The 13,506-nt window shown below is 66.2% G+C and carries 11 protein-coding genes; 4 read left to right on the top strand and 7 right to left on the bottom strand.

The window, feature by feature from the left end; translation table 11 throughout:
- Entirely contained in the window at positions 1 to 285 is a 285-nt protein-coding gene (locus tag J2T21_RS03635) for a transcriptional regulator (protein WP_307578607.1), read from the top strand.
- A 408-nt stretch (positions 286 to 693) separates the two neighbouring features.
- On the opposite strand, the gene J2T21_RS03630 is transcribed toward J2T21_RS03635, so the two are convergent.
- The 6 genes from J2T21_RS03630 to J2T21_RS03605 form a co-directional block, all read right to left on the bottom strand.
- Positions 694 to 1,914: an MFS transporter gene (locus J2T21_RS03630; RefSeq protein ID WP_307578605.1), complete on the bottom strand. Its 1,221-nt coding sequence runs from the start codon at positions 1,912 to 1,914 to the stop codon at positions 694 to 696.
- 57 nt (positions 1,915 to 1,971) lie between these two features.
- Complete coding sequence (locus J2T21_RS03625) at positions 1,972 to 2,736, bottom strand: CPBP family intramembrane glutamic endopeptidase (RefSeq protein WP_307578602.1); 765 nt, start codon at positions 2,734 to 2,736, stop codon at positions 1,972 to 1,974.
- A 56-nt stretch (positions 2,737 to 2,792) separates the two neighbouring features.
- Positions 2,793 to 3,437: a pentapeptide repeat-containing protein gene (locus J2T21_RS03620; RefSeq protein WP_175475401.1), complete on the bottom strand. Its 645-nt coding sequence runs from the start codon at positions 3,435 to 3,437 to the stop codon at positions 2,793 to 2,795.
- Positions 3,438 to 3,575: 138 nt separating this feature from the next.
- Positions 3,576 to 5,783, bottom strand: a complete 2,208-nt coding sequence (locus tag J2T21_RS03615; protein ID WP_307578593.1) for an acyltransferase family protein — start codon at positions 5,781 to 5,783, stop codon at positions 3,576 to 3,578.
- A gap of 243 nt (positions 5,784 to 6,026) precedes the next feature.
- A complete protein-coding gene (locus J2T21_RS03610) occupies positions 6,027 to 8,099 on the bottom strand; it encodes an ABC transporter ATP-binding protein (protein WP_373457886.1) in 2,073 nt (690 codons plus the stop codon).
- On the bottom strand, positions 8,100 to 9,833 hold the full coding sequence (locus tag J2T21_RS03605; protein ID WP_307578591.1) for an ABC transporter ATP-binding protein: 1,734 nt from the start codon (positions 9,831 to 9,833) through the stop codon (positions 8,100 to 8,102). It abuts the gene before it with no gap.
- Between the two features lie 292 nt (positions 9,834 to 10,125).
- Here J2T21_RS03605 and bcp point away from each other — a divergent pair, with 292 nt between their 5' ends.
- Positions 10,126 to 10,614 carry a thioredoxin-dependent thiol peroxidase gene (bcp, locus tag J2T21_RS03600; protein WP_307578589.1) on the top strand — a complete coding sequence of 163 codons (489 nt, stop codon included), beginning with the start codon at positions 10,126 to 10,128 and terminating at the stop codon, positions 10,612 to 10,614.
- Between the two features lie 111 nt (positions 10,615 to 10,725).
- On the opposite strand, the gene J2T21_RS03595 is transcribed toward bcp, so the two are convergent.
- A complete protein-coding gene (locus J2T21_RS03595; protein ID WP_307578587.1) occupies positions 10,726 to 11,388 on the bottom strand; it encodes a GntR family transcriptional regulator in 663 nt (220 codons plus the stop codon).
- Positions 11,389 to 11,506: 118 nt separating this feature from the next.
- On the opposite strand from J2T21_RS03595, the gene J2T21_RS03590 reads away from it, so the two are divergent.
- Both J2T21_RS03590 and J2T21_RS03585 read left to right on the top strand, forming a co-directional pair.
- Positions 11,507 to 12,163 carry a flavin reductase family protein gene (locus tag J2T21_RS03590; RefSeq protein ID WP_307578584.1) on the top strand — a complete coding sequence of 219 codons (657 nt, stop codon included), beginning with the start codon at positions 11,507 to 11,509 and terminating at the stop codon, positions 12,161 to 12,163.
- Positions 12,160 to 13,488, top strand: a complete 1,329-nt coding sequence (locus tag J2T21_RS03585; RefSeq protein ID WP_307578579.1) for an MFS transporter — start codon at positions 12,160 to 12,162, stop codon at positions 13,486 to 13,488. Before J2T21_RS03590 ends, J2T21_RS03585 begins: the two co-directional genes overlap by 4 nt.
- Positions 13,489 to 13,506 lie beyond the last annotated feature (18 nt).

Raw genomic sequence — 13,506 nt, 5'->3', positions numbered from 1 at the left:
ATGGCCGAGTTGGATCCACTCATCCACGCGGATGCCCGGTTGCGGGTCATGTCGGCGCTGAACACCCTGGGGCCGAAGGAATCCATGGCGTTTCCCAAGCTGCGCGAAATCCTGACGATGACCGCGGGCAACCTTTCGACGCACCTGCGCAAGCTGGAGGACGCCGGATACATCTCCCAGGAGAAGGTCATCGAGGGCCGAAGCCCCGCCACCTATGTCGGCGTCACCGCCCGGGGCGTCGCCGCGTTCGAGGCCTACAAGGCCCAGCTCATCCAGCTGCTCTAGATGCGCGCAATCCGGCCGGCCGCGGGCGTCACGTCACGAATCCCGGCCCCCCTGCACCGATCGTGCCCCGGGGCCTGCCCGGAAGGACGGAGGCAGCCCCTGCGCTTTCCCCCGGATGCAGCAAGCCCCGTCCATTGCCGGACGGGGCTTGCCGTTAACTACTCAGAGACGATGCCCTAGATCGCAGAAGCGATCCAGATTACCAAGGCAACGGCGACGAGAACGCCTACGATTGTCCATACAAGGTTGCTTCCACGCATGTGGTCCACTTCCAATCTCTTCGTTGTTACTTCTCAATATGGGTATACAGAGAACTTCTTCAGCATAACGGGTGGCGCCGCCGGAGCCATCACGATTTGCACGGACTCGCCGGGAAAACCCGTCCTCGGGCCAGCTTGCCCCGCAAGCCTAGGGGTGCCGATGCAACCCGCCCAGGGCCAGCAGCGCCGCCAGCACCAGCAGGGACACCACCGAGACCACCAGCCCCGGCCAGTCCCCGGCCTTGAACGCCAGCCCGATGGCCCAGCCAAAGATCGAGGACCCGGAGTAGTAGGCCAGGTTGTACAGGCTCGCGGCCTGCGCCCGGCCCCCGACACCCAGCATCGGGATCCACCCGCTGGCCACCGAGTGCGCGGCAAAGAACCCTGCGGTGAACACCAGCAGCCCGGCAATGATCGCGGGCAGGTAGTCGGCCAGCGTCACCGCCAGCCCGGCGGCCATCAACCCGATGGAGGCCAGCAGCACCGGCAGCCGCCCGAAGCGGGCCACCATCGCACCGGATTGCCTCGAGGACCACGTGCCCGAGAGGTACGCGATGAACACCAGCGAGGCCAGCGAGGCGGGGATCAGGAACGGGGCGGCCTCGAGCCGGAATCCCAGGTAGTTGTAGACGGCCACGAAGCCTCCCATGAGCAGGAACCCCTGTGCGTAGAGCACCAGCAACTGCCCCTTGCGCAGGTTCATCCACAGCTTTTTCCACAGGGGTATGCGGTTCGGGCTGCGCCAGGGCACCGGGGTGAAGCCGCGCGGCTTGGGCGCCACCGCGATGAACACGCCGGCGGCGATCGCCGCCATGATCGAGACCACCAGGGTGCCCAGGCGCCAGGAAACGAACTCGCTCAGCGGACCGGCCACCAGCCGCCCGGCCAGCCCGCCCAGGGTGGTGCCGGAGATGTAGGTGCCGGCGGCAACGGCCGAATGCAGCGGCGAAACCTCCTCGGAGAGGTAGGCCAGGGCGACCGCGGGGATCCCGCCCAGGGCCAGGCCCTCGATGAAGCGCAACGCCAGCAGCACCTCGAAGCCCGGGGAGAACGGGACCGCGAGGCCCAGCACCACGGCCGCGAGCACCGCGATGGTCATGGTGCGCAACCGGCCCATGCGGTCGGCCAGCAGCGACCAGAAGAGCACCGAGGCGGCCAGGCCCAGGGTCGCGGCGGAGACCGCCAGCGCCGCGTCGGCCTCGGACACCGCCAGGTCCCGGGCCAGCTCCGGCAGCACCCCCTGCACCGAATACAGCTGGGAGAAGGTGGCGACCCCGGCGGCGAAGAGCGCCAGGATCATGCGGCGGTAGCCGTCGCTGCCGTGGATGTGGCCGTGCCAAGGTCCACCCCGGCCGGGGTCGTTGCTCACGTGCGCTTGCCGTTCCTCTTCGTGGCTGGCTCCGGGGAGCCGGGTGGATCCGGGCGGCTACTGCTGGATCAGCGGCAGCAGAGTATAGGACAGGGACAGCGCCACCGCGTTGTTGAACACGTGCAGCACGTAGGAATACGCCAACGACTTGCCGGTGAGCACATAGGCCACCGACATCATGATGCCCAAAGTCGTGTACGGAATCGCGCTGGTCACATCGAAGGACCCGGAGCCGATGAAGTGCAGCGCAGTGAAAAGCACCACCGAGATCGCCACGCAGACCCACACGTTGAGCCGGCGGCTGAGCTTGCCGATGAGCAGGTGGCGGAAGATGTATTCCTCCACGAACGGGCCCAGGATCGCGGTGACCACGAACATCGTGATGAACGGGACCGCGCGTGTCATGCCCTCCAGGGCCAGCTGGTTTTCGCTCTTGACCGGGTTGCCCATTGACACCAGCACGATGGCGCTGACGATCAGGGACCCCAGCCAGCCGCCGGGCACCATCAGGGCCTTGGCCCACGGGTGGTACTTGAAGGTGGCAAACGAGCTGCGCAGCGTCTCGAAGCCCATGATGATCGCGCCGGTGAACACCACCACGTACATGATCAGGTTCACCCCGAACAGCGCGGATTCCTGGTCCTGGAAGGCCTCGATGAACCCCGGGACCAGGGCCAGCAGCCCGGCGGCGCCGAAGACGAACAGCGCCAGGTAGATGCCCACCACCACCAGGTCCCCGCGCCGCAGGGGTCCGGCGTCGAAGACCGGTTGCCGCTTTTTCGGCGGTGGGGCGAATGGGTACGGGACGGGCGGCTGGTGCATGGTTTCCACCCTATCGACCTTGGGCACCCCGGCGTGTGCGCCGCCCCGCGGCGGAGCTACTGGACCCGCAGGCCCAGCTCGTTTGCCAGGATCGGGGCCAGGTCCATGAGCTGCTCGAAGCTGACCGTGGCGCCCTTGAGCGCGGAGATGCCCGAGAGCGTGCGCAGCCGCGCGCCGCGCAAATCCACGTCCTTGAGCTTGGCGCCGTTCAGCGCCAGGGTGTCGATGGTGCAGTCGATGAAGGTGACCCGCTCCAGGTTCGCTCCCCCGGCGTCGAGCTCGTCGATGTGCACATCGCGGAATTCGACGTCCTTGATCTTCGCGCGGCGCAGGTTCAGGTAGCCGAGCTTGGCGCGTTCGAACTTCACCGAGCGGAAGGTGGAGCCGTAGAGTTCCGCCGATCCGATGCGCCCGCCGATGACCGCGGTGTTCCACCAGCCGGAGTCCGGGGCCTCGAGCACCGGGGCGTTGACCTCCTCGATGCGGCAGTCCCCGAATGTCACCCGCGCCATGGGTGCGCCCTGCAGGGAGACCGCGCGGAAGATGCATTCGGTGAAGACCGCGTCCTCCAGGTCCACCCCGTCGGCATCGTCGGATTCGAAGAGCAGGGACTCGGCGCGGCCATCCAGATCCAGCCCCGTCAGGTCCCCCGAGCCGGTGGTGGCCGGTTCCTTGAAGGCGGGCAGGCGGGGGGCTTTCACGGATGCAGGCATGGGCAATAGCTTATGCGGCGGCGCGGACGATTCCCGCCGAAGCGCACGTTGGCTTTCTCACCGGCAGGCGGCTTGACGTCACCGGGTCCGGTGGCCCATCCCCGGGGCATCCGCCGCCCGCCGTGCCTACCTGCCGGTGGCGAAGACGGGGTTCTTCTCCAGTTCGCCGGCCAGCCGGGGTGCCAGCGAGGCGGAGAAGTCGTGGGAGAGGTGGGATTGGTCGTAGTAGGTGATCAGCGAGCCGATGACGGCGAAGCAGGTTTCCTCCGAGCAGATCGAATCGGTCAGGTCCGCGCGCACGATGCCGGCCGGGGCCGTGTCGGCTACCAGCGCCCTTTGCAGGTTGTGCCGGATCGACAGGCCCTGCTTGCGGGTCACCGAGCAGGCCAGCGGGTCACCGGGGTTCGAGGCCACGCAGGTGGGCACGTTCTTGTTGCCCAGCCGCGGCACCTCGCCGATCACCGCGACGGTCTTGCCGGCGTCGGTCCATTGCTTCCAGAGTCTGGTGAAGCCCTCGGTGGCCGGATCCTTGAACTCGTAGCCCGGGGAGGAGATCCAGCTGCGCTTGTTGCCCTGCGCGGCGACGATGACCGCGTCGATGCCCGGATCCGCGGCGAGACCCGGTCCCAGCGCGCGCACCGATTCGGTGCACAGGCGTTCGGCCGCGCCGCTGAGCTTTTGGGCATCCTTGAGCGCGGCCACCGAGGGCGAGCAGCCGGAGCGGATGTGCGTGACCAGTTCCCAGTCGCGCGCCTTGGCAATGGCCGCCAGGGCCGGCAGCCAGGCCGAGGCGTGCGAGTCCCCCACCACGGCCACGCGCAGCGTTGGGTTGGCGGTGTTGCCCAGCCGGCAGCTGGATTCGCCCACCTGCAGCGTGTCGGTCTCGCAACCCGGGAACAGGGGGGCACGCACCTGCTGGGACACCGCGACCGCCGAGGGGTAGGGGGCGAAGTCCGAGGCCACCGGCAGGCAGTCGGCAGGGTGTTCCATGGTGCCGGCGCCATAGCACTTCGAGTTGGTGTCCATCCGGGGCAGGTTGGAACTTTGCGCGGAGGCGACGGTTCCGGCCCAGGCCAGGGAGGCCAGCACCAGCATCCCGGCGAGGGCGAAAATGTACGCGTGGCGCAGCGGCTTGAGCCATGCCCCGAAGCGCAGCGGGTCCTCGATGAGCTTCTGCGAGACCCAAGCCAGGGCCAGGGTCAGCGCCAGGATGCCGGCCTCGTGGTACCACTTGGGTTCGGTGTGCAGCACAAACGGGGCGACGATGATCAGCGGCCAGTGCCACAGGTACGCGCCATAGCTGATGTCCCCGACCCAGCGCACGGGCCGGATCGACAGCCAGGTGGAGTGAGAGAAGACGCGCAGCCCGGGCCTTTCGGTGCCGGCGGCCGCCAGCACCGCGGCGGTGCCGAGCACCGGGACCAGGCCCATGGTGCCAGGGAAGCGGGTCTCGGTGGGGATCAGCACCGCGCCGGCCAGCAGGGCGGCCAGGCCTCCCCACCCGAGCAGTGCACCAAGCGCACCGCCGACCCCGCTCTTCACACAGAGCAGCGCCACGATGCCGCCGGCGGCGAATTGCCAGGCCCGTCCGGCGGTGTCGAAGTAGGCCGCCTGCGGACTGGCGGCGGTGACCCAGAGCCCGTAGGCGAAGGAAAGCACCGTGATCGTGCCGATGACGCCCAGGAATAGCTGCCGGGTGCCGGGCCCGGCGAAGGCGTGCCTCCCGAGGCCGGCCCGTGGCCCGAATCGGGGCACCAGCCGCCCGGCGATGAACGCGCCGCCCAAGAGCAGCAGCGGCCAGGCGAGGTAGAACTGTTCCTCCACCGAGAGCGACCAGTAGTGCTGCACTGCGGTGGCCATCTGCCCGGCGGCGGTGTAATCGGTGGCGTCCAGAACCAGCGCCCAGTTCTCCACGTAGAGGCCGGCGGCGGCAATGTGCTTGAACATCGTGCCGTGCTCGGTGGCGGGGATGAAGAAATACACCATCCCGGCACTGACCAGCAGCACCGTGAAGGCCAGCGGCAGCAGCCGGCGGATGCGCCTGGCCCAGAACGTTGCCAGCTTGATGGTTCCGGTGGCGCGCATTTCCCGGAACAGGTGCGCGGTGATCAGGTACCCGGAAATCACAAAGAACATGTCGACGCCGATGAATCCGCCGCTCAGCGCGCCGGGGCGCAGGTGGTGGACGATCACCATCAGCACGGCGATCGCGCGCAACCCCTGGATGTCCTCCCGGAACCCCATCGACGATCCGCGCCCGTCACCCTGCGGGGCCTTCACGGACGGGGCATTGCGCGGGGTTTGCAGCGGGGCGGAGCCGGTTCGAACAGTCACTTCTTCAACCCTAGCCCATCGCCCGCGCCACGATCTCGCCGGGAGAAAGTGATAGCAAGGCTGGTCGTTACTATCACTTTCGTCCAAAGTGATAGCAAGGGCGGTTCCGCGGCCAAGGCCCGATCAATCATTGTGTGGCCGGTCGCGGACCCGGAAGTGGCGTCCAAGACCAAACGCAGGTGGCCCCGGGTGCAAGGGATAGTGAATCCATCGCGCCTGGGGCCACCAACGAGCCGACGGGTGCTAGCCGTGGGACTCCAGCCGGGTCTCGTCCGCACCGGGCTCGATGCCCTCCAGCACCGGGGCCCCGCCGGGGGCGGCTTCCGCGTCGAGAGCCTCGGCCGGGCCGGCGAACTGCGACTGGTACAGCCGGTAATACGCACCGCGGGCCGCGAGCAGCACCTCGTGGTTGCCCTGTTCCACGATCCGGCCCTCTTCCATCACCAGGATGGTGTCGGCATCGCGGATGGTGGACAGGCGGTGCGCGATCACGAAGCTGGTCCGGTCGCTGCGCAGCGCGGCCATGGCCTTCTGCACCAGCAGCTCGGTGCGGGTGTCCACCGAGGAGGTCGCCTCGTCCAGGATCAGCAGCGACGGGTTGGCCACGAACGCGCGCGCGATCGTGATCAGCTGCTTCTCGCCAGCCGACACGTTGGTGCCTTCCTCGTCGATGACCGTCTCGTAGCCCTCGGGCAGGGCGCGGACGAACCGGTCGACGAAGGTGGCCTTGGCCGCCTCGATGACTTCCTCGTCGGTGGCCTCCAGGCGCCCGTAGCGGATGTTCTCCAGGATGGAGCCGCCGAAGAGCCACGCGTCCTGCAGCACCATGCCGACCTTGGAGCGCAGGTCGGCGCGGCTGATCTGGGTCACGTCCACCCCGTCCAGGGTGATGCGCCCGGAATCCAGCTCGTAGAAGCGCATGACCAGGTTCACCAGCGTGGTCTTGCCCGCGCCGGTGGGTCCGACGATGGCCACGGTGTGCCCGGGGTGCGCCTCGAAGGACAGGTCCTCGATGAGCGGCTTGTCTTCCGAGTAGGAGAAGGTGACGTGCTCGAACTCGACGTGGCCGTCGGTGCGCGCCGGAAGCGACGCGGTGACGGTGTCCTCGTCCTGCTCGTCGGCATCCAGCAGCTCGAAGGTGCGCTCCGCGGAGGCCACGCCGGACTGGAGCATGTTGGCCATGCCGGCCATCTGCCCCAGCGGCTGGGTGAACTCGCGCGAGTACTGGATGAACGCGGTCGCGTCGCCCAGGGACATTTGTCCCGAGGCCACGCGCAGCCCGCCGACGACGGCGATGCCGACGTAGGCCAGGTAGGAGATGAAGTTCATGACCGGGAAGATCATGCCGGAGACGAACTGGGCGCCGAAGGAGGCCTTGTAGAGCTCCTCGTTCTTTTCGTGGAAGCGGTCCAACATGTCCTGCTCGCGCCCAAAGACCTTCATCAGGTCGTGGCCGGAGAAGGATTCCTCGATCTGCCCGTTCAGCGCGCCGGTGTTCTTCCACTGCGCGGTGAACAATCCCTGCGCGCGGGAGCCGATGACGCCCGCGGCGACCGCGGACAGCGGCAGTGCGATGAGCGCAATGAGCGCCATCTGCCAGGAGATGATGAACATCATGATGATGATGCCGATGACGGTCAGCAGGGATTGAACCAGCTGGCTGATCGCCTGCTGCAGCGCGTTCTGGATGTTGTCCACGTCGTTGGTGACCCGCGAAAGCAGATCCCCGCGCTGGCGGGTGTCGAAGTAGTTCAGCGGCAGCCGGTTGAGCTTGTGCTCCACGTCGCGGCGCAGGCCGTAGACGACCTTCATGACCAGGCGGTTCAGCAACCAGCCCGAGGCCCACATGAACAGCGAGGCCACGAAGTACATGGCTAGCACGATGAGGATGTAGCGGCTCAGCAGCGGGAAGTCGATGCCGACGCCGGGGATGAGGTTCATCTTGGACATCATCTCGGCCAGGTCGTTCTGCCCGGAGGCGCGCAGCCCCTCAATGACCTGCTCCACCGGGACGTTGGCGGGCATGTTCCCGCCAATGGCGCCGGCGAAGATCACGTCCATGGCCTGGCCCAGGATCTTCGGTGCGATCACCGAAAGCACCACGCCGGCGGCCGCCAGCAGCAGGACCACGGTCATGCCGAGTTTTTGCGGGGCCAGCAGCCCCACCAGGCGCTTGGCCGAGGGCCAGAAGTGCTTGGCCTTGCGGACCGGCATCGAGTCCCCGAACATGTCGGAGGCTCCGGCGGTGTCGAACTCGTCGATCTCGTCGGTTGGTTCCACGACCGCTGTCGTTTCCTTCTTGGTACGTTTTGCCATTTAGGCCACCTCCTCCACTGCCAGCTGGCTGGTCACGATTTCCTGGTAGGTTTCCGAGGATTCCAGGAGTTCCTCGTGCGTTCCGCGGGCCACGATCTCGCCGTGGTCCAGGACCAGGATCTGGTCGGCCGCGGTGATTGTGGAGATGCGTTGGGCGACGATGATGACCGCCGCATCCTTGGTGGGTTCCTTCAGCGCGGCCCGCAGGTGCGCGTCGGTTGCCACGTCGAGGGCGGAGAAGGAATCGTCAAAGAGGTAGACCTCGGGTTTCGCGGCCAGGGCCCGGGCGATGCACAGGCGCTGGCGCTGCCCTCCGGAGACGTTGGTGCCGCCCTGGGAGATCTTCCCGTTCAGGCCGTCCTCGCGTGCTGCGACGAAGTCCTCGGCCTGCGCGGTGCGCAGGGCGTCCCACAGCTCCTCGTCGCCGGCGTGCTCCGCGCCGAAGCGCAGGTTGGAGGCCACGGTTCCGGAGAAGAGGTAGGGGCGCTGCGGCACGGTGGCCACCGAGGCGGAAATCTGCGCGCGGGTCAGCTTGGTGACAGGGGCCCCGCCCACCAGCACCTGGCCTTCCCTCGCGTCGTAGAGCCGCGGGATCAGGTTCAGCAGCGTGGACTTGCCCGAGCCGGTGGACCCGACGATGGCGGTGGTTTCGCCGCGGCGGGCGGTGAAGGAGATGTTGTTGAGCACCGGCGCCTCGGCACCGGGGTAGCCGAAGGTGACGTTGCGGAACTCGATGGTTCCGGGGGCGTCCATCTCGGTGACGTGCTCGTGCTGGTCGGTGAGCGACGGGGTCATGGTGGTGACCTCGTCGATGCGCTCGGCGCAGACGATGGCACGGGGAATCATCATGGCCATGAAGGTTCCCATCATCACCGCGATGAGGATCTGCAGCAGGTACTGCAGGAAGGCGGTCAGCGCGCCGACCTGCATTTCGCCCGTCTCCACGCGGTGTCCGCCGAACCACAGCACGGAGGCGGTGGCGATGTGCAGGATCATGCCGATCAGCGGGAACATCAACACGAAGAGGTTGCCGACTTTCACGCCGACGCGGGTGAGCTTGGCGTTGGCCTCCTCGAAGCGCTCGGTCTCGTGGGGTTCGCGCACGAAGGCACGCACCACGCGGATGCCGGTGATCTGCTCGCGCAGCACCCCGTTGATCCCGTCGATGCGGTCCTGCATCTGGCGGAAGAGCGGCATCAGGAAGATGACCAGGACGCCGACGACCACCAGCAGGACGGGCACGGAGACCCAAACCAGCCAGGACAGGCCGACGTCCTCGCGCAGCGCCATGATGATGCCGCCGATGCACATGATGGGGGCGGAAACCATGAAGTTCAGGCCCATCAGCACCAGCATCTGCACCTGCTGCACGTCGTTGGTGCCGCGGGTGATCAGCGTTGCGGCGCCGAACTTGTTCACGTCCTGGGCGGAGAACCCGGTGACGGCGTCAAAGACGGAATGGCGCAGGTCGCGGCCGATGGCCATGGCGGTCTTCGCGCCGAAGTACACCGCGGCAATCGCGGTGAGCACCTGGACGAAGGCGACGGCCAGCATCACGCCGCCGGTGCGCCAGATGAAGTCGGTGTCGCCCTTGACCACGCCGGTGTCGATGATCCGGGCGTTGAGGCTGGGCAGGAACAGGGTGGCGATCGTGGTGGCGAGCTGGAAGAACAGCACGGCGGCGATCCACCACTTGTAGGGTTTCGAATGTCGAAGTATGAGCTTTAAGAGCATCGGGTGGGTTTCCTCATGGTTTTTGCCCCGCGCAACCACCGTGGTCCAGTGGCCCAGCCGGGGCGGCAACGCGGCACTTTTCAGCCGGGCATTGGTCACTCTACCCTCGATGCCCCACGGTTTGACCCTCCCCAGGACTGACTTTTTGCCCCCCGCGTACATCCCGCGCGGTATGCGGGCCCGATCGGCGCCCCGACGGGTGTGCAATGCGCGGTTTTCACCCCCGCTCACCCCTTGTTGGTCCGCCACACAAGCAATAGTATGAAATTGAATTATCAGGATGTGGAAACGAATGGAGTCGCTTGTGTCTGAACTTTCATCGCCGCTGGCCGTTGGGCGGCGCGCACCGCAATTCACCTTGGCCGACGCCACCGGCCGGCAGGTCTCGCTGGGCGACTACGCGGGCAAGAACGTCGTCGTGTACTTCTATCCCAAGGCGGCCACCCCCGGCTGCACCACCGAGGCCTGCGATTTCCGGGACAACCTGAATTCGCTGCGGGCCGCCGGGTACGAGGTGTTGGGAATTTCCCCGGACCGAGGCCCTGCACTGGCTTCGTTCGCCGAGGCCGAATCACTGAACTTCCCACTGCTTTCAGATCCCGATTTCGCCGTGGCCACCGCCTATGGCTCGTATGGGGAAAAGGAATCCAACGGCCGGAAGTCCTCCGGCACACTGCGCAGCACCGTGGTGGTCGACGGCGACGGAGTGGTCTCACTGGCCGAATACAACGTGGCCGCGAGCGGGCATGTGGGCAGGCTGCGCGGGGAGCTCGGCATCTAGACACCTCTCACTCGAACCCACACGGGGAGTGCCGGCAGCCCATGCTTGCCGGCACTCCCCTTGCGCTTCGGCGTCAACGCTCGAAAGACCGTCGACTTCATCCCGGTCCGCTCAGTATGCGGCGGCCGCCCGCCTGCCGACGCGGGCTTTGCGCGTCGCAACGCCAAGCGCGAATTCAACCAGGTAGTCGTTCAGGCGAATCGAGGCCGTCGCCGCCGCTTCGGCATCCCGGGCCACCATGTGCCGAAGCAGAGCCAGATGCAGTTCCTTGCCGGCGCCAACCTCCGCCTCGGGGTCCAAAACGTGGGCCAGCCAGAATTTCCTCGAAAGCCCCTGCAAGGGCGTCATGGTGTCGGAGAGGTACTCGTTGTGCGCGGCCTCGCACAAAAGCCTGTGGGTATCGCGAACCGCCGCGACATAGGCCTCGAGCCCGTTTATTTCGACCAGCTCATCAGCCAGCACCCCAACGGCCGCCAGCTCGCCGGGGGTGGCCCGCTCGCAGGCCAGGGCGACCGCCAGCGGCTCCACGGCCCGCCTCACCTCGAGACGGCGCAATTGGTCCTCGACGGAATTTGTCGGGATCTCTATCCCCCGCCCCGGACGGATGCGCACCAGGCGATCGCGATCCAGGCGCTGGACCGCCTCGCGCAGCGGGGTTCGGCCGATCCCCAATTCCTCCACCAGGCCGCTCTCCGTGTGGAAGTCCCCCGGCGACAAACGCCCGACTTCGATCATTTCGGCCAGTAGCACATAGGCGTCATCGGCTTTGGTCATAACACTTCCCTTCTCCTCTCAGGCTACACAATCAACAGAAATATACCCTTGATATATTCCGCGTATATGGCATAGGCTGACCAAGTTACCGTGAAGCACGTCACTTTGGAGGAACCTCTTGAAGTACCGCCCCGCACTCGAAGCAAGCCCACTGCCGTACTCGCCGTTCAAAAGCTGCACCGTGCCCCGACCCATCGGCTGGCTCTCGAGCGTGAGCACGGACGGCGTGGAAAACATCGCTCCCTACAGCCAGTGGCAGAACCTCACCTTCGATCCGCCAATGGTCATGTTCTCCGCCAACCAATACCCCGACGGGCGGCGGAAGGACACCGTCATCAACGCCGAAACCACCGGATGGTTCGTGTGGAACATGGCAACCTACCCACTGCGTGAAGCCGTGAACAAGAGCGCGATGGCCCTGGAGCCCGGGGAAAGCGAGTTCGACCACCTTGGACTGGAGCGCACCTACGCGGACAACTTCCCCGTGCCGATGGTCAAGGAAAGCCCCGTGAAGTTCGAATGCAAATACCACTCCACCCACCGGGTTCCGGGCAACTCCGCAGTCGGCACGGTCGACATCGTCTTCGCCACGGTCGAGATGATCCACATCGACGACCAGGTGATCACCGTCGACGGGCGGCTGGACATCAAGAAAATCGAGCCGATTGCCCGCTTGGGATACTTTGACTACACCGTGGTCCGAGACACCTTCGAGATGCGTGTTCCCGGCGCGGACCAGGATGCCCAATTTGGCTTGGAAGGACGAGCAGCATGAGCGAGGCCAGCGGGACCCAAGTAAAGCAACGCGCCTCGGCCTCCTCCAGCAGGAGGATCCGGGACCTGATTGCGGTCAATTTCGGCAACTCGCTCGAATGGTACGACTGGACCATCTACTCCATCTTCGCCCCATACTTCGCGGTCCAGTTCTTCAAGCCGGAAAATGCAGCATCTGCGCTCCTGGCCACCCTGGCGGTCTTTGCCGTCGGCTTCATCACCCGCCCGTTGGGCGGCTTCCTCTTCGGTGCCTACGCAGACCGCGTAGGCAGGCGCAAGAGCCTGACCCTCGCCATGCTGCTGACTGCTTCGGGCAGCATCGTCATCGCCTTCACCCCCACCTATGGGTCAATCGGAATTGCCGCATCGGTGGTACTGCTGCTCGCCCGCCTCATCCAGGGGTTGGCACATGGCGGTGAGATGGGAACCTCCGTCACCTACCTGGTAGAGCGCGCCCCGCGCGGTCGCCGGGCCTTCTTTGGCAGCACGTCCTGGTTCAGCGTCGTGCTCGGCACCATCCTTGCCACCCTCACCGGACTGCTTTTGACCTCCAATCTCTCCGAGACCGACGTCCGTGAATGGGGTTGGCGCGTCGCCTTCGGCATCGGCGGCGTGTTGGGTCTGTACGCGCTGTATCTGCGCCGACGGTTGACGGAAACCGATGCCTTCGAGGAAGCCTCCAAGAGCACCGACCCCGCGACGGGGCCGGCCTCCGCAGCGCCGCACAAGCAGGGACTGGCGCACCACTGGAAAGCAATTCTCGTCGTCTTCGGCCTGTCTGCCGGCGGTTCGATCATGTTCTACACGTGGCTGATCTTCATGCCCACCTACGCCCAGATTCAACACGGACAGGATTCCTCCAGCGCGCTGACGGCAAGTCTCATCGCCCAGGTCTACTTCCTTGGAGCAGTGCTGCTGGCGGGATGGCTCGGAGACCGCATCGGCCGCAAGCCGCTGGTCATCGCCTTCGGCATTGCGTTCGTCCTGCTGACCATTCCGATCCACCGCCTCGTGGACGGAAGCTTCGCCGGCCTGGTGACGGCCCTGCTGGCTGCCATGACGGTGATGGCCCTGCTCTTCGGCGTCAACGGCGCGATTTGGGCCGAGGTCTTCCCGACCAGGGTTCGCGCGGCAGGAGTCGCCGGTCCGCTGTCACTGGCCACGGCCATCTTCGGTGGAACAGCCCCCTATATCAACGCCGCCCTGGCCCAGAAGGGCCACGCCGATTGGTTCCTCTACTACCTGATCACCGTTGCAGCCATAACGCTTGTGACCGGCATACTCATGAAGGAAACCAAGGACAGCAACCTGATTCGAGAAACCTAGCGGGCAACGGATCCCCTG

The organism is Paeniglutamicibacter psychrophenolicus (assembly GCF_030812255.1).
Taxonomy (GTDB): Bacteria; Actinomycetota; Actinomycetes; order Actinomycetales; family Micrococcaceae; genus Paeniglutamicibacter; species Paeniglutamicibacter psychrophenolicus_A.
Note: the sequence above shows the minus strand (reverse complement) of the source record. Positions and strands in the feature narration are given on the sequence as shown.